Origin of the sequence: Buttiauxella sp. 3AFRM03, assembly GCF_003675305.1 — a bacterium.
Taxonomy (GTDB): domain Bacteria; phylum Pseudomonadota; class Gammaproteobacteria; order Enterobacterales; family Enterobacteriaceae; genus Buttiauxella; species Buttiauxella ferragutiae.
The window spans coordinates 1,250,119-1,268,386 of record NZ_CP033076.1 but is presented as its reverse complement, the minus strand read 5'-3'; the positions used below and the strand labels follow the sequence as shown (position 1 = coordinate 1,268,386).

Here is an 18,268-nt window from a genome sequence, read left to right as displayed (position 1 = left end):
CATTCTTGGCTCGGCTGTGCCAAAATACGCTCTTTCCCCCCTATGGAGCCGTACCCGTGCGTGATCGCAATTTTGACGACATTGCTGAGAAGTTCTCACGCAACATTTACGGTACAACCAAAGGACAGCTCCGCCAGGCCATTTTATGGCAAGATCTTGATGCCTTACTTTCCACGCTGCCTGAAAAACTACGTGTGTTGGATGCGGGTGGTGGCGAAGGGCAAACCGCGTGCGGCCTTGCTGAACGTGGTCATGATGTCCTGCTTTGCGATGTTTCTGCTGAGATGATCTCCCGCGCCCAGGCTCAGGCCAGTGAAAAAGGTGTGAGCGACAATATGAATTTCATACATTCCTCGGCCCAGGATATTGGTCAACATTTGGAAAAGCCGGTTGATCTGATATTGTTTCACGCTGTGCTGGAATGGGTCGTCGACCCGCAGGCCGTGCTTAAAACCTTATGGGATTGCCTTGCACCAGGCGGTGCTTTATCCCTGATGTTCTACAATGCTAACGGTTTGCTGATGCGTAACATGTTTGTCGGCAACTTCGAATATGTTCTCCAGGGTATGAAAAAGAATAAGAGAAAAACACTTTCGCCTGACAATCCGCTGCAGCCAGAACAGGTTTATCACTGGCTGGAGCAAATTGGCTGGCAGATTACCGGTAAAACCGGTGTGCGAGTATTCCACGATTACTTGCGCGATAAGCATAAACAACGCGATGGTTTTGAGAATTTGCTTGAACTGGAAACGCGTTATTGCCGTCAGGAGCCTTTTGTGAGCCTCGGCCGCTATATCCACGTGACAGCCATCAAGCCGCTTGAGCCAAGGAAAAATTATGAGTGATGTTTCCCAGACAGTGCCGGAACTGGTTGCCTGGGCCAGGAAAAATGACTATTCGATTTCGCTACCGACAGAGCGTTTGACGTTTCTGCTGGCGATCGCCACGTTGAATGGCGAGCGGCTTGACGGTGAAATGAGTGAAGGTGAACTGATTGATGCTTTCCGCCACGTGAGTGACGGTTTTGAGCAGACCAGTGAAACCATTAACGTTCGTGCCAATAACGCCATCAATGACATGGTGCGCCAGCGTTTGATCAACCGTTTTGTCAGTGAAATCAATGAAGGCAATGCAATTTATCGCCTGACGCCACTCGGCATTGGTATTACCGATTACTACATCCGTCAGCGTGAGTTTTCAACGCTGCGTTTATCTATGCAGTTGTCGATTGTAGCCGGTGAACTGAAGCGTGCCGCTGATTCGGCAGATGAAGGTGGCGACGAGTTCCACTGGCATCGCAATGTCTTCGCCCCGCTGAAATACTCGGTGGCCGAGATTTTTGACAGCATTGATCTCACCCAACGGATCATGGATGAGCACCAGCAACAGGTTAAAGATGACATCGCGCAACTGCTGAACAAAGACTGGCGTGCGGCGATTTCCAGCTGTGAAATGTTGCTGTCAGAAACCTCCGGTACGTTACGTGAGCTGCAAGATACGCTCGAAGCCGCAGGCGACAAACTCCAGGCTAACTTGTTACGTATTCAGGATGCGATTCTGGGGCGTGACGATCTGCATTTTGTTGATCGTCTGGTGTTTGATCTGCAAAGCAAACTTGACCGAATCGTCAGTTGGGGCCAGCAGGCTATCGACTTGTGGATAGGCTACGACCGCCACGTTCATAAATTCATTCGTACCGCCATCGACATGGATAAAAACCGTGTCTTTGCCCAACGTCTGCGCGTTTCGGTACAGAACTATTTCGATGCACCGTGGGCGCTCACCTATGCCAACGCCGACCGTCTGCTGGATATGCGCGATGAAGAAATGGCGCTGCGTGATGAAGAAGTGACCGGTGAACTGCCAAGCGATCTGGAATTCGAAGAATTCAATGAAATCCGCGAACAACTCGCAGCCCTCATCGAAGCCGCACTGCAGGTCTACAAAACCAGACAAGTGCCGCTAGATTTAGGTGTAGTAATGCGGGACTATCTGGCGCAATACCCACGCGCCCGCCATTTTGATGTGGCGAGAATCGTAGTCGACCAGGCAGTACGTCTGGGTGTGGCTGAAGCAGATTTTACTGGCTTGCCGCCACAGTGGCAGGCAATTAACGATTACGGAGCCAAGGTACAGGCGCATGTCATCAACAAATATTGAAAAAGTGATGCCAGTAAAACTGGCACAGGCGTTGGCCAATCCGTTATTTCCGGCACTCGACAGCCAATTACGTTCCGGACGGCACATTGGGCTCGATGAGCTGGATAATCATGCCTATTTGATGGATTTCCAGGATGAACTGGAAGAGTTTTACACCCGCTATAACGTGGAGTTGATTCGCGCCCCGGAAGGTTTCTTCTATTTGCGTCCGCGATCCACCACGCTGATTCCGCGCTCTGTATTGTCCGAACTGGATATGATGGTCGGGAAAATTCTTTGTTACCTCTATCTCAGCCCGGAGCGCCTGGCCAACGAAGGTATCTTTACTCAGGCTGAACTCTACGATGAGTTATTGACGCTGGCGGATGAAAGTAAGCTGCTCAAGCTGGTGAATAACCGTTCCACTGGCTCCGATGTGGACAGGCAAAAGCTGCAAGAAAAAGTGCGTGCCTCGCTAACCCGTCTTCGCCGTTTGGGTATGATCTGGTTTATGGGGCATGACAGCAGCAAATTCCGTATTACCGAATCCGTATTCCGCTTTGGCGCCGATGTGCGAGCCGGTGACGATGCGCGTGAAGCGCAATTACGCCTGATCCGCGATGGAGAAGCAATGCCGGTAGAAACTCGTTTGCAACTCAATGATGAAACAGAAGAGTCGCAAATTGTTCAGGACAACGCGGAGGATGAACAGGAATGATTGAACGCGGAAAGTTTCGCTCACTTACGCTGATTAACTGGAACGGTTTCTTCGCGCGTACTTTTGATTTAGATGAACTGGTTACTACGCTTTCAGGCGGTAACGGTGCCGGTAAATCCACCACGATGGCGGCATTTGTCACTGCGTTAATCCCCGATTTAACGCTGCTGCACTTCCGTAATACCACCGAAGCAGGGGCCACATCTGGCTCACGCGACAAAGGTCTGCACGGTAAGTTGAAAGCAGGGGTCTGTTACTCACTGCTGGATGTGGTTAACTCACGTCACCAGCGCGTTGTTGTTGGTGTGCGTCTGCAACAAGTAGCCGGTCGTGACCGTAAAGTCGACATCAAACCGTTTGCGATTCAGGGTTTACCAGAGTCTATTCAGCCAACACAGTTACTGACAGAAACCATTAACGAGCGCCAGGCACGTGTTCTGAGCCTGCAAGAACTGAAAGATAAAGTGGAAGCCATCGAAGGCGTTCAGTTTAAACAGTTCAACTCAATTACCGATTACCACTCGCTGATGTTCGATTTGGGCATTGTTGCGCGTCGCCTGCGCAGTGCATCGGATCGTAGCAAGTACTACCGTCTTATCGAAGCCTCGCTGTACGGCGGGATTTCCAGCGCCATTACCCGTTCACTGCGCGACTACTTGTTGCCAGAAAACGGCGGTGTGCGCAAAGCCTTCCAGGATATGGAAGCGGCACTGCGCGAAAACCGCATGACGCTGGAAGCCATTCGCGTCACCCAGTCGGACCGTGACCTGTTTAAGCATCTGATTTCTGAAGCCACTAACTACGTGGCAGCGGATTACATGCGTCACGCCAACGAACGCCGCATCCACCTGGATAAAGCGCTCGAGTTCCGTCGTGAGTTATTGACCAGCCGTAAGCAACTGGCTGCAGAGCAATACAAACATGTCGAAATGGCGCGTGAACTGGCTGAACACAGCGGTGCGGAAGGGGATCTGGAAACAGATTATCAGGCGGCGAGTGACCACCTGAACCTGGTGCAGACGGCAATTCGCCAGCAGGAAAAAATCGAGCGTTACGAAGCTGACCTCGACGAACTGCAAATGCGCCTCGAAGAACAAAATGAAATTGTTGCCGAAGCCTCTGAGCAGCAAGAAGAAAACGAAGCTCGCGCCGAAGCCGCTGAACTGGAAGTCGATGAGCTGAAAAGCCAGCTTGCCGATTACCAGCAAGCGCTCGATGTTCAGCAAACGCGTGCGATTCAGTATCAACAGGCATTACAGGCACTGGAGCGTGCACGTTCGCTGTGCCATTTGCCTGACCTGACTACCGATAGCGCGGAAGAATGGTTAGAAACATTCCAGGCAAAAGAGCAGGAAACCACTGAAAAACTGCTGACGCTGGAACAGAAAATGAGTGTGGCACAAACGGCGCATAGCCAGTTTGAGCACGCTTATCAGCTTGTTACCGCGATCAATGGCCCAGTGAGTCGTAGCGACGCCTGGAACGTGGCGCGTGAATTATTACGTGACAGCAATAACCAGCGCCATTTGATGGAACAAGTTCAGCCGCTCAGAGCGCGCCTTAACGAACTGGAACAACGTCTGCGCGAACAGCAAGAAGCTGAGCGCATGCTCGCTGAGTTCTGCAAACGTCAGGGCAAACACTTTGATCCTGAAGATTTGGAAGTGTTGCACGAAGAACTCTCTGAACGTATCGAAACCTTGCAGCAGCGTGTTTCTGACGCCAGCGATCAGCGTGCAAACCTGCGCCAGGAACAAGAGCAGATTCAGGCTCGCACCAAGCGTTTGCTGCTGCGAGCCCCAATTTGGGTGGCGGCACAAACCAGCCTCAATCAGCTTTGTGAGCAGAGCAACGAGCAGTTTGAAAGCAGCCAGCAAGTTACCGAATACATGCAGCAACTGCTTGAGCGTGAGCGTGACGTCACCGTTGAACGTGACGAAGTCGGCGCGCGTAAACGTGCCATTGACGAAGAAATCGAACGCCTGAGCCAACCCGGCGGTGCCGAAGATCCACGTTTAAATGCGCTGGCTGAACGTTTTGGCGGCGTGCTGTTATCTGAAATTTATGACGATATCAGCATCGACGATGCTCCTTACTTCTCGGCATTGTATGGCCCATCGCGTCACGCCATTGTGGTACCCGATTTATCGCTGGTGCGCGAGCAGTTAGACAACCTGGAAGATTGTCCTGAAGACCTCTATTTAATTGAAGGTGACCCATCTTCCTTTGATGACAACGTCTTTACCGTTGAAGAATTAAACGCAGCCGTTCTGGTGAAAACCGCAGAGCGTCAGTGGCGTTACTCTCGCTTGCCTGAGCTGCCAATATTTGGCCGTGCCGCACGTGAGAATCGCCTTGAGAACCTGCATGCTGAACGCGAAACCCTGGCAGAGCGTTTCGCGACACTGTCGTTCGATGTTCAGAAATCACAGCGTTTACACCAGGCATTTAGTCGTTTCATCGGTCAGCATTTGGGTGTGGCATTTGATGACGACCCGGAAGCAGAAATTCGTCAACTCAACACCCGCCGTGGTGAAGTTGAACGTGCTATCAGCAACCATGAAAACGACAATCAGCAACAGCGTCAGCAATACGATCAGGCGAAAGAAGGGGTTGATCAACTTAACCGCTTATTGCCGCGTATCAACTTACTCAATGATGAAACGCTGGCTGACCGTTGCGATGAAATCCGTGAACGCCTCGACGAAGCGCAAGAAGCCGCGCGCTTCCTGCATCAGTTTGGTAACCAACTTGCCAAACTCGAAGCCGTGGCATCGGCACTGCAAAGTGACCCTGAGCAGTTTGAGCAGTTAAAAGAAGATTATCAGTACGCGCAACAAGTGCAACGCGATGCCCGTCAGCAGGCATTTGCCTTGACTGAAGTGGTGCAGCGTCGGGCGCACTTTAGCTACTCTGATTCTGCCGCGATGCTCGATGGCAATAGCGATTTAAATGAAAAATTGCGTAGCCGTCTGGAGCAGGCGGAGGCTGAACGTACCCGTTCGCGCGAAGCCTTGCGTCAGCATGCACAGCAATTAAGTCAGTTCAGCCAGTTAATGGCATCGCTGAAAAGCTCCTTTGATACTAAAAAAGAGCTGTTAACCGATCTGCACAAAGAACTACAGGACATCGGCGTTCGCGCTGATATTGGCGCTGAAGAGCGTGCGCGCTCACGTCGTGATGAATTACATACCGCACTGAGCACCAACCGTAGCCGTCGTAATCAGCTTGAAAAAGCGCTGACTTATTGCGAAGCGGAAATGAGCAACTTAACCCGCAAACTGAAACAGCTGGAACGCAGCTATTTTGAAATGCGTGAACAGGTTGTCACCGCGAAAGCGGGCTGGTGTGCGGTGATGCGGATGGTGAAAGACAATGGTGTTGAGCGCCGCCTGAATCGCCGCGAATTGGCTTATGTCACCGGTGATGAATTGCGTTCTATCTCGGATAAAGCGTTGGGTGCGCTGCGTTTGGCGGTTGCGGACAACGAACATCTGCGCGATGTACTGCGTATGTCTGAAGATCCAAAACGCCCTGAACGTAAGATTCAGTTCTTTGTGGCGGTTTATCAGCATCTTCGCGAACGTATTCGCCAGGACATTATCCGTACTGATGACCCTGTTGAAGCCATCGAGCAGATGGAGATTGAACTGAGTCGTCTGACGGAGGAACTCACTTCACGCGAGCAAAAACTGGCGATCAGTTCTCGCAGCGTGGCGAATATCATTCGTAAGACTATTCAGCGTGAACAAAACCGTATCCGCATGCTGAACCAGGGTCTGCAAAGTGTCTCCTTCGGTCAGGTGAATAGCGTGCGTTTGAACGTGAACGTGCGTGAAACTCATGCCATGTTGCTGAATGTCCTTTCAGAACAACATGAGCAGCATCAGGATCTGTTCAACAGCAACCGTCTGAGTTTCTCTGAAGCATTAGCGAAACTGTACCAACGCCTGAATCCACAAATTGATATGGGCCAGCGCACACCACAGACCATCGGTGAAGAGCTGCTCGATTATCGTAATTACCTCGAAATGGAAGTGGAAGTTAACCGTGGTTCAGATGGCTGGCTTCGTGCGGAAAGTGGCGCGCTGTCAACCGGTGAAGCGATCGGTACCGGGATGTCGATTCTGGTCATGGTGGTTCAGAGCTGGGAAGAAGAGTCTCGTCGACTACGTGGGAAAGACATTTCCCCATGCCGTTTGCTGTTCCTCGATGAGGCTGCGCGTCTGGATGCGAAGTCGATTGCCACGTTGTTTGAGCTATGCGAACGTCTTGAAATGCAACTGATCATTGCAGCGCCGGAGAACATTAGCCCAGAAAAAGGCACTACCTATAAGCTGGTGCGTAAGGTTGTTCAGAACCATGAACACGTTCATGTTGTTGGGCTGCGGGGCTTTGCGCCTCCGCTTCCTGAACCGTCGGCTGACATGACTGAAGCGTCATAATTAACGCGGGCTACGGCCCGCGTTTTCTTTGGCTCGAAAGTTCTTATTCTTTAATTTTATTTACATTTATGCGGGCAAATAGTTTTTGCTGTTTATATACTGATATTTAAGCCCAGTGAGATAATTTGGGTTAATTAGAAAGTTTTAAAAACAGGGGGCAAGGGATGTTGCTTAAAAAATTGCACAGTTTTCGAGTGTCAGCGCTTACGTTGGGACTGGCACTCAGTTTCGCTCCACTGTTTATGGCGCAGGCCGATGAGCCAGAGGTTGTTCCATCAGATAGCTCTGCGGTGAGCATTGAACCCGCAAGCTCACCTGACCAGCCATTACCACAATCTACCGCGACCGCTAATATGGTGGGAGTGTTGCCGCTCAACTCAACCGGCATGTCTGCCGCACAAAGTCGCACGCAGCTGGTGGCTCAAATGCCTGCGGGTTATACGCCGGTTTACCTCAATGCGCTTTCAGCGTTCTATGCCGCCCGTGAAATGAAACCGATGTGGGAAAATCGCGATGCGGTGAAAGCTTTCCAACAACAGCTTGCGGAACTGGCCATTGCCGGTATTCAGCCGCAATTTACCACTTGGGTTGAGCTGCTCACCGACCCTGCCGTCACGGGTCTGGCGCGAGACATCGTTTTGTCAGATGCGATGATGGGATATCTGCAATTTGTGTATGGTATCCCAACGGAAGGTAACCGCTGGTTGTACAGCACTAAGCCATACAAGCTGCAAACTCCGCCTATTTCCGTGATTAACCAATGGCAGGTGGCGGTTGACCAGGGAACGCTGGTGAGTTTTATCGAAACACTTGCGCCTCAGCATCCGCAATACGCCAAATTGCATCAATCACTGGTGCATTTGTTAAGTGACTCACGTCCGTGGCCGCAACTGACCGGCAGTGAAACGCTCCGTCCTGGCCAGTGGAGCAACGATACGCCAGCACTGAGAGAAATTCTGGCCCGTACCGGCATGCTGCAAGCTGAACCTGCAATACCGCTTAAAGAACGGGATAGTGTATCTAATACTGTCGTTGCAATCAGTCCATCGGCCATTCAACTAGACAGTGAGCAGGTGGCGCAACAGACTCCTGAAGCGGTTGCCGGGAAGAAAAAGAAATCAGCGCCTGCTGTGCGAAGCGTTTACAGCAACGAACTGGTGGAAGGGGTGAAACGTTTCCAGAAATGGCAGGGTTTGGGTGTGGATGGCTCCATTGGGCAATTAACGCGTAACTGGCTGAATGTCACGCCACAGCAGCGTGCGTCGTTAGTGGCATTAAATATCCAACGTTTGCGATTGCTGCCGAAGAAACTCGACACCGGTATTATGGTGAACATCCCTGACTATTCGCTGAGCTATTACCTCAACGGCAGTGAAGTATTGGCTTCGCGGGTGATTGTCGGGCGTCCTGACCGTAAAACGCCAATGATGAGCAGTGCGCTTAATAACGTGGTGGTGAACCCGCCATGGAATGTGCCGCCAACGCTTGCACGCAACGATATCCTGCCAAAAGTCCGTCAGGATCCGGGTTATCTTGATCGCCATGGTTACAGCGTTTTACGCGGCTGGAGCAACAATGCTGAAGCTATCGACCCGTGGCGTGTGGATTGGGAAACTATCACAGCCAGCAATCTGCCATTCCGTTTCCAGCAAAAACCAGGGGTGCAGAACTCGTTAGGGCGTTACAAGTTTAATATGCCGAGTTCTGACGCTATCTATTTGCATGACACGCCAAACCACACCCTGTTCCAGAAAGATGCACGAGCGCTGAGTTCTGGCTGCGTACGCGTGAATAAAGCGTCTGAACTGGCAAATATGTTATTGCAGGATGCTGGCTGGAACGATGCCCGGATTTCAAGTCAACTGAAAGACGGCAGCACCAAGTATGTCAATATTCGCCAGACCATTCCGGTCAATCTTTACTATTTGACGGCGTTTGTCGGTGAAGATGGACGTACACAGTACCGAACCGATATTTACAATTACGATCTTACCGCGCGATCTGGCGCACAAATTCTTCCAAAAGCTGAACTATTGATTCGCTAAATGCAGTAATTCTAATGAATTAGCGGTCGTAATAATTGCGATACCCAGCCGGGTCCTCTACATGGCCCGATTTTGCTGGGTTTTGCACACCTTGACTCGCTTTGTTTTGGCAGTTAAGGTGCCAGGCAGTGCGCTGAAGTGCATATTATTCGATCGTTTTTTACCTGTAGACCTGGACATCATGGACAAATTTGACGCAAACCGCCGCAAGCTGCTGGCGTTGGGTGGCGTGGCTTTAGGTGCCTCGCTGTTACCAACACAAGCGTTTGCCATGCTATCAACACCGCGCCCACGCGTTCTGACTCTGAATAACCTGCATACAGGGGAGTCATTGAAGGCTGAATTTTTCGATGGTAAAGGCTATATTCAGGATGAATTAGCAAGGCTTAATCATTTCTTCCGCGATTATCGCGCGAATAAAATTAAATCCATCGACCCCAAATTATTCGACCAGCTATATCGCCTGCAAGGCTTGTTGGGGACCAACAAACCGGTGCAACTGGTCTCTGGCTATCGCTCTCTGGACACCAATAATGAGCTTCGTGCTCACAGTCGTGGGGTTGCGAAAAAAAGCTACCACACCAAAGGCCAGGCCATGGATTTCCATATTGAAGGGATTTCGTTGAGCAATGTTCGCAAAGCAGCATTATCTATGCGCGCAGGTGGTGTAGGATACTACCCCAGCAGCAACTTTGTGCATATTGATACCGGGCCATTAAGGCGCTGGTAAAACAACGGAATCCGGCGATGGTTGCCGGTATTGGAGTGTCATGAACTATCACATAATTCCGGTCACCGCATTCGGACAAAACTGTTCGCTGATTTGGTGTGAAGTAACTCAACAGGCAGCACTGGTTGATCCCGGTGGCGAAGCCGAAAAGATCAAGCAGCAAGTGGCGGCGCAGGGCGTGACTATTACGCAAATCCTGTTAACGCATGGTCATCTTGATCATGTTGGGGCTGCTGCTGAACTGGCCGAACATTACGGTGTTCCTGTTGTTGGGCCGGAAAAAGAAGACGAATTTTGGTTGCAGGGTTTACCCGCGCAAAGCCAAATGTTTGGGCTTGAGGAGTGTTTGCCGCTGACGCCAGACTGTTGGCTGAACGAGGGTGATAGTGTGTCAGTGGGAAATGTAGCCTTACAGGTGCTGCATTGCCCGGGCCATACTCCTGGTCACGTCGTTTTCTTTGATGCGCAATCTCAGTTACTGATTTCCGGCGATGTGATTTTCAAAGGCGGAGTAGGGCGTAGCGACTTCCCGCGTGGCGACCATGCGGCGCTGATTGACTCGATTAAACGTAAACTGTTGCCATTAGGTGATGATGTGACGTTTATTCCAGGTCACGGGCCGTTGTCCACTTTGGGTTATGAACGCCTGCACAATCCCTTCCTGCAAGACGAATTACCGGTCTGGTAAGTTTGTTAAGCTAAATAAAAAGAGCCGCTTTGAGCGGCTCTTTTCATATCTGTGACCCGTCCTAAATAGCGTTGACACATTTAACTCGCAGGCAGAGGAAAATGTGATGAACCAATATGTTAAACGCACACAACGCGATTACCCTCTATCCTTTAAACTGGCCGTTGTCGAACAGGTCGAAAAAGGGGAAATGACTTACCGTCAGGCGCAAGACCGCTACGGTATTCAGGGTAGCCACACCGTCATGACGTGGTTGCGCAGATACGGTCAACTCGACTGGCACTCCCCCTCTCTCGCAAGAAAGTGCGGAGCTACTATGCCCAAAATACCTCTTACTCCCGAACAACGGATCAAAGAACTCGAGCAGCAACTGGCTGAATCAGAAATAAAAGCCCAGTTTTTTGAAGCTGTCGTGAAGGTAATGAATACCGAGTTCGGAGCCACACTGACAAAAAAGCAGTTGGCCACCTTATCACGCAAGCACAAACGCCGGGACTCACAGTAATGCGTGCTTGCCGGTTCATGGGGATCAGCCGACAGGCGTGGTATCAATCCCTGCAACGTGAGCGCGGAAGAGAAAGACAGGCGCAGCATATCGTTGAACAGGTGACGACCATCCGGCTACACCAGCCCCGGCTGGGGACACGTAAACTGCATTATTTATTGCGACAGCAACCAGAGCCGGCACTCCATGTCGGTCGGGATCGTTTGTTCCAGATACTGCGTGGCGCACGATTACTGGTAATACCGAAACGGGCGTATCACAAAACGACTCAAAGCCATCATCGCTTTTATCGTCATCCTAACTTATTGAAGGCGGGAGAAAATCAGGTTGTTGCCAGCCGCCCGGAGCAGGTGTGGGTCGCGGATATCACGTACATTCCCCTGCGTAAGGGAACGGCGTACCTCAGTCTGATAACAGACGTCTGGTCGAGAAAAATCGTGGGATATCATGTGCATGAAAGTCTGCATACCCATCATGTGGCTAAGGCGTTCAGAATGGCGCTGGTCAGCAGGCGTACAGCACATCCACTGGTGCATCACTCAGATCGGGGTGTGCAGTACTGTTCAACAGAATATCAGGCACTACACCAACGCCATGGGGTCATCTGCTCGATGACAGACGGGTATGACTGTTATCAGAATGCGCTGGCGGAACGGGTAAACGGGATATTAAAAATGGAATATCTGCTCGGGAAGCCAGAAGATATCGGATAGGCAAGAAAGATGGTCAGGGAGTCGGTGGAAATCTACAACACGCGGCGGCCACATCTGTCGCTAAAATACAAAACGCCCGATGAAGTTCATCGGGCGTTGTAAGGCCGAAAAGTGTCAACCTATAGCAGGACTAGTCACTGCTGATGGCTTACAGCACAGCAACAATCGCTTCGCACAGCGGAGCCATATTGTCTGGCGTCATGCCTGCAACGTTCACACGCCCTGAAGCAACCGCATACACACCAAACTCTTCACGTAAACGCAGCACCTGTTCTTTAGTCAGGCCGCTGAACGAGAACATACCGTTCTGGTTGATGATGAAGCTAAAGTCGCGGTTAGCGCCTTTCTCTTGCAGGGTATTGACGAACAACTGGCGCATACGGTGAATACGCTGACGCATGTCTGACAGCTCTTGTTCCCAAATTGTACGCAGCGCGTCATTGCTCAGAATGGTAGCAACAACGGAGGCGCCGTGTGCTGGCGGGTTAGAGTAGTTAGCACGAATCACAGCCTTCATCTGGCTGAACGCACGATCCACGGTATCCGCATCAGCAGCAACCAGAGTACAAGCACCTACGCGCTCGTTGTAGAGGCCAAAGTTCTTAGAGTAAGAGCTGGCAACAATCAGTTCTTTGTGGCTTGCAGCAAAGATACGCAGACCTTCGGCATCTTCTTCCAGACCACGGGCAAAGCCCTGATAGGCGAAGTCAAACAGCGGCAACCAGCCTTTAGCCAGTGACATTTCTGCCAGAGTTTTCCACTGCTCAGCCGTTGGATCAATACCGGTTGGGTTATGGCAGCAACCGTGGAACAACACCACGTCACCTGCTTGTGCAGCTTGCAGGCTGTTAATCAGGCCATCGAAATTCAGAGAGTGGTTCTGCGCGTCATAGTAATCATATTCGCACACTTCCAGCCCAGCAGAGTTAAAGACGCTTTTGTGGTTTGGCCAGCTTGGATTGCTCACCCACACACGTTGGGTGGTGGTATTTTTGGCGAGGAAATCAGCGGCAACACGCAGTGCACCAGTACCACCAGGGGTTTGAGCCGTACGAGCACGTTTGTTTGCACTCAGAGCATTATTTTTCCCGAACAGCAATTCCTGGGTACAGCTACCAAATTCTGGAATACCGTCAATACCGAGGTAGTTCTTGGTGTTCTCATTTTCCAGCAGATACAGCTCCGCTTTCTTAACGCAGGTTAAAACCGGAGTTTTACCCGTTTCATCCTTATAAACACCAATACCAAGGTTAATTTTAGTCGGACGGTCATCGGCGCGAAACAGATCGGCCAAACCAAGAATTGGATCAGCAGGAGCAGCGGTAATGTTCTCAAACATGACGAGTTTCCATTGTGATATCGAGGGGAGTAACGCACTCAGGTTAACTGCTGTTTTAGTAAATGCCAACCGTTTGCAACAAAAAGAAACTGCTCTCGTCACAAGTTATTTTTTTCACCTCTCCGGGCATAAAAAAACAGGGCCGAAGCCCTGTTTTTAAATCATCCTGACAACAATGTTGCTGGATAATTAGAACTGATAAACGATACCAACAGCAGCCTGGTCGCCAGTTGCTTGTTTAGCAGATTCGCTATACTCGTTGTCGTCCAGCATGTTGAACTGGTATGCAGCATACACGTTCATGTTTTTGTTGAAGTAGTACCAGGTACCCACTTCGATGTATTTAACCAGGTCAGCATCGCCACCGGAGAAGGTGCCACGAGCCTTCAGGTCTTTACCTTTAGACTGCACGTAAGCGATGGATGGACGCAGACCGAAGTCGAACTGGTATTGAGCTACAGCTTCGAAGTTCTGAGTTTTGTTTGCGAAGTTATTGTCTGGTTCGCGAGTCATGTTAGTAGTTTCAGCATACATGATTGCAGCGTAGACGTTGTTTGCATCGTACTTAGCAGCAGTAGACCATGCTTCAGCGCGGTCGCCACCAGCACTTGCCCAGTTGGCATTAGTTGCTGCTTCACGTTGTTCGAAAGTACGGTTTGCAGACTCATAACCAGCTGCAACGCTGAAGCCTTCGCCGATGTCATAAGTTACAGCGGTGCTGTAGCCGTCGCCGTTAGCTTTAGCGCCGTTACCAGCACGACCTAAAGTAGGCACGCCGTTTTCGTCCAGGCTTGGAGCAACTACGTTGCTACGCTCGTTTTTACCCTGGTATTGCAGAGCAAATGCCAGGCCATCAACCAGACCGAAGAAGTTGTTGTTACGGTAAGTCAGAACGCCAGTAGTACGGCCGTTCATGAAGTTGTCGGTAGCAGCCCAAGAATCGCCGCCCCACTCAACCAGCATATCGGTATAAGCCGCTACGTCGTAGATTGCGCCGTAGTTACGGCCGTAATCCAGGGAACCTGCATCACCAAATTTCAGACCAGCAAATGCCAGACGGGTGTTAGTAGGCTGAGTGCCTTCCGCGTTGGAGGCATTCATGTTGTATTCCCACTGGCCGTAACCGGTCAGTTGGTCATTGATCTGAGTTTCACCTTTGAAACCGATACGAGCATATGTGGTGTCATTGCTAGAAGTGTCACCAGTAGTGGTCCATACGTGCTCGCCTACAGCTTTGCCGTAGAAATCCAGTTTGTTGCCGTTTTTGTTATAGATTTCTGCAGCGTTTGCTGCACCGGCTACCAGCAGAGCAGGGATTACCACTGCCAGAATATTGCGCTTCATCATTATTTATTACCCTCATTAGGTTTTTTTGTAACACCTGCCACTGCCGTCAATAATTCTGTACGGAACTATTGATGAGAGTTTGGTGTCTTTCTGTATCTGTCAGGCATCTTTCCATCCATGAAACCGTTTCGCTAGCCAGAAAGTGCTACAAACATCGAGACTTGGTTACAAAAAGAAACTATATGTAACTAAATGTGTATTTTGTGGAACTTTGTGAACTATCTCAAACTTCCTTGCCGCTTCGCCTAAAAAAACACCTATTTATATCTATATATATGAATTACTTATGTTTAATTTAGAATGAGAAAAATATTGTGTATATTTTGCTTACATTTGTACATTATTTGAGTGACTTCTGGACATCCAGACTTCTGAGCAAGTTTTATCCGAATATGCTAAGTCAATGCTGGTAGAGAGAGTGCTAGCGGTAAGTGTGGTTATTTTGTGTTTGTCTGTGTCATAGACACACTTAGTAACGGGGTAGTTGTGGAATGGGGTTGAAATTGACGTTTGTTTAACTTTCGTTGAAGAAAAAAGACGTTCAGGCAGTAGATGTAAAAAAGGCCAGCAATGCTGGCCTTAGAAAAATAGCGGTTTTAGAAGCTAGCGTTACGTGGTGTACGTGGGAATGGAATCACGTCACGAACGTTCTGCACACCTGTTACATAGGCAATCAGGCGCTCAAAGCCAAGACCGAAACCGGAGTGTGGAACGGTGCCGTAACGACGCAGATCGCGATACCACCAGTAGTCTTCTTTATTCAGACCCATCTCAGCCATGCGCGCATCCAGTACATCCAGACGTTCTTCACGCTGAGAACCACCGATGATTTCACCAATACCTGGCGCTAACACGTCCATTGCGGCAACGGTTTTACCGTCTTCGTTAAGGCGCATATAGAAGGCCTTAATATCTTTTGGATAGTTTTTCACGACTACCGGCGCTTTGAAGTGTTGCTCAGCAAGATAACGCTCATGCTCGGAAGAAAGGTCTACACCCCAGTACACTGGATTCTCGAATTTCTGACCGCAATTCTCGAGAATTGTAACCGCATCGGTGTAATCAACCTGCGCAAAATCGGCATCGATGAAACGCTGTAAACGATCCACTGCATCTTTGTCAACGCGTTCAGCGAAGAACTCCATGTCATCCATACGCTCGTCAAGCACCGCTTTGAAGACATACTTCAGCATGGCTTCAGCCAGGCCCGCGACGTCGTCCAGATTGGCGAAAGCCACTTCTGGCTCCAGCATCCAGAATTCAGCCAGGTGACGGCTGGTGTTGGAGTTTTCTGCACGGAAGGTTGGGCCGAAGGTATAAACCTTTGATAACGCACACGCGTAGGTCTCGCCGTTCAGCTGACCGGATACGGTCAGGAACGCTTCTTTACCAAAGAAGTCTTTATCGAAATCAACTTTGCCCGCTTCGGTACGCGGCAGGTTTTCCATGTCCAGCGTAGATACACGGAACATTTCGCCAGCGCCTTCGGTATCAGATGCAGTAATCAGCGGTGTGGATACCCAGAAATAACCATTTTCATGGAAGAAACGGTGTAAGGCTTGAGCAAGGGTATGACGCACACGGGCAACGGCGCCAATCATGTTGGTGCGTGGGCGCAGGTGAGCTACTTCACGCAGATACTCAATGCTGTGACGTTTTGCCGCCATCGGATAAGTATCAGGATCATCAACCCAGCCAGTCACTTCAACTTCACTTGCCTGGATTTCAAAGCTCTGGCCCTGACCAAGAGACTCTACAACTTTACCAGTCACGACAACGGAGCAACCGGTTGTCAGGCGCAGTACGTCATCATTGTAATTAGGCAGAGAATTATTAATGACGGCCTGTACAGGAGAGAAGCAGGAACCGTCATAGACGGCGAGGAAGGAGATACCAGCTTTTGAATCTCTACGAGTACGCACCCATCCGCGCACGGTGACTTCTTGGTCAACGGCTACGCGGCCCTGGAGTACGTCGGCTACAGGCACAACGCTCATATTTTTCTCTCTATTAAATGGTCAGTGACAATAAAAAATAACCCACATTCGGGGGTTATCTATGTTACCTGTAGCCAGCTTTCAGACAAGCAGAAAAATCAAAGGAAACGAAGAAATACATAAAGAGGGGAGTCACAGATATAAAGAAAGAAACCTATGGGTGCGATGAATATCACCCACAGGTTTATTGGCTCAACTGGCTTTCTTGACTAGTGGTAAATCGAAAGCTTTACGCAGTGCGCGGACAAAAGCTTTATCGTGGCAAATCGTTTTGCCTGGGCTGTCGGACAGTTTAGCGACCGGCTTGCCGTTACACTCAACCAACTTGATGACAATATTAAGTGGCTTCACCTGCGGAATATCGCATGTCAGGCGCGTGCCAATACCGAAACTGAGATTCACGCGAGTGCAGAAATGGCGATAAAGCTCGATGGCTTTTGGCAAATCGAGATTGTCCGAAAATACCAATACTTTGGTTTTTGGATCAATGCCGAGTTTTTCGTAATGCGCGATAGCTTTTTCGCCCCATTCAAACGGGTCACCTGAATCGTGGCGCAGCCCCTGATACCAGCTGGCGAATGAAAGATCAAAGTCGCGTAAGAAGGCATCCATTGTGATGCAGTCGGTCAGCGCGATGCCAAGTTTATCCGGGTACTCATCAAGCCAGGCCTGGAGCGCTGCGCGCTGGCTGTTTGCGAGAGTCGGGCTGATTTGCTGATGTGCCTGGAACCATTCGTGAGCCTGAGTGCCCATCGGGGTTAAATTCAGACGGCGCGCGAGGTCGTAATTGCTGGTGCCAACAAACCATGATTCTTGTTGCAGGCGGCTTACAATAGCTTCCTGAACTTCACGCGAGAAGCGGCGACGAGTGCCAAAATCCATCAGGCGGAAAGCAGAAAGATCGATATCTGCCGTCAATTCTTTGAACTGAACCAGTTTGCTTTCCAGACTCTCTAGCGCCATTTGCGTGGTCACGCCTGGCGAGCGGTGTTGATGCACCACTTCGCTGATCACCGCCAGCAATGGCACTTCCCACATAATCACTTCCAGCCACGAACCGGTTAGACGAATATCTAAATGGCCGTTGTTATTGCTGATGTGCACCTGAGTGGGGTCGTAGCGGAAAGTACGCAGCCAGCAGAGGTAATCGGCCTGGAAGAATGGCAGAGTTTCCAGAAACGCGAACTCCTCGTCACTTAACGAGAGGTGTTGCATTAAATCAACCTGCTCACGAATGGCGTCTGCGTAAATGCCCAGCAGATCATCACCGCGGCAACGGAACTCGGCCGCGACGTTCACGTCGTGATAACGGTGGAAAACGGCCTGCTGCATATGAAGCTTATAGGCGTCAGTATCCAGTAGCGTTTGCAAAATCGGGGAAGCGTGTCGTGTCATGGCGCGTTGCAGCATCCTCTCACAGGAGCGTTTCCATCAAGGGCTAAGCAGATAAAAGACGCAGGAGTATACCCTGATTATCTGTTTATTAAACCTGGATCACAACACACGGACATTTTCTGGTCGATAGCAATTTGTGCCGCTTGTTATATAAATGTAGCAATTCGCGTGAGAAGCCCAGAAAAGTTGAAGATTCTGCGTGGCAAC

11 protein-coding genes and 1 pseudogene are annotated in these 18,268 nt (G+C 50.2%); 8 read left to right on the top strand and 4 right to left on the bottom strand.

The features are described 5' to 3' along the window. Positions 1-56: 56 nt before the first annotated feature. From cmoM to D8682_RS07520, 8 genes and pseudogenes are all read left to right on the top strand, one after another. Positions 57-845 carry a tRNA uridine 5-oxyacetic acid(34) methyltransferase CmoM gene (cmoM, locus tag D8682_RS07555; RefSeq protein ID WP_064548211.1) on the top strand — a complete coding sequence of 263 codons (789 nt, stop codon included), beginning with the start codon at positions 57-59 and terminating at the stop codon, positions 843-845. Next, a complete protein-coding gene (mukF, locus tag D8682_RS07550; protein WP_064548209.1) occupies positions 838-2,160 on the top strand; it encodes a chromosome partition protein MukF in 1,323 nt (440 codons plus the stop codon). Before cmoM ends, mukF begins: the two co-directional genes overlap by 8 nt. Beyond that, positions 2,141-2,857 carry a chromosome partition protein MukE gene (gene mukE, locus D8682_RS07545; RefSeq protein WP_121813946.1) on the top strand — a complete coding sequence of 239 codons (717 nt, stop codon included), beginning with the start codon at positions 2,141-2,143 and terminating at the stop codon, positions 2,855-2,857. The genes mukF and mukE overlap by 20 nt, the downstream gene beginning before the upstream one ends. Then, entirely contained in the window at positions 2,854-7,302 is a 4,449-nt protein-coding gene (gene mukB / locus D8682_RS07540; protein ID WP_064548205.1) for a chromosome partition protein MukB, read from the top strand. The genes mukE and mukB overlap by 4 nt, the downstream gene beginning before the upstream one ends. Positions 7,303-7,466: 164 nt before the next feature. Continuing rightward, entirely contained in the window at positions 7,467-9,347 is a 1,881-nt protein-coding gene (gene ldtD, locus D8682_RS07535; RefSeq protein ID WP_064548202.1) for a L,D-transpeptidase, read from the top strand. Positions 9,348-9,528: 181 nt separating this feature from the next. Beyond that, a complete protein-coding gene (locus D8682_RS07530; protein WP_064548200.1) occupies positions 9,529-10,077 on the top strand; it encodes a YcbK family protein in 549 nt (182 codons plus the stop codon). 40 nt (positions 10,078-10,117) lie between these two features. After that, the gene (locus D8682_RS07525) at positions 10,118-10,765 is read left to right on the top strand and encodes an MBL fold metallo-hydrolase (protein WP_064548198.1); all 648 of its coding nucleotides are present in this window, start codon (positions 10,118-10,120) and stop codon (positions 10,763-10,765) included. A 106-nt stretch (positions 10,766-10,871) separates the two neighbouring features. Then, positions 10,872-12,108: pseudogene (locus tag D8682_RS07520) on the top strand (IS3 family transposase). A 23-nt stretch (positions 12,109-12,131) separates the two neighbouring features. Here the strand turns inward: D8682_RS07520 and D8682_RS07515 are convergent. The 4 genes from D8682_RS07515 to pncB all read right to left on the bottom strand — a co-directional run bounded on the left by D8682_RS07515 (position 12,132) and on the right by pncB (position 18,061). Continuing rightward, entirely contained in the window at positions 12,132-13,322 is a 1,191-nt protein-coding gene (locus tag D8682_RS07515; protein WP_064548196.1) for an amino acid aminotransferase, read from the bottom strand. A 189-nt stretch (positions 13,323-13,511) separates the two neighbouring features. Further along, positions 13,512-14,669, bottom strand: coding sequence for a porin (locus D8682_RS07510; protein ID WP_064548194.1), 1,158 nt, complete (start codon positions 14,667-14,669; stop codon positions 13,512-13,514). Positions 14,670-15,265: 596 nt separating this feature from the next. After that, entirely contained in the window at positions 15,266-16,666 is a 1,401-nt protein-coding gene (asnS, locus tag D8682_RS07505; protein ID WP_064548192.1) for an asparagine--tRNA ligase, read from the bottom strand. A gap of 192 nt (positions 16,667-16,858) precedes the next feature. Beyond that, on the bottom strand, positions 16,859-18,061 hold the full coding sequence (gene pncB, locus D8682_RS07500; RefSeq protein ID WP_121815659.1) for a nicotinate phosphoribosyltransferase: 1,203 nt from the start codon (positions 18,059-18,061) through the stop codon (positions 16,859-16,861). Positions 18,062-18,268 lie beyond the last annotated feature (207 nt).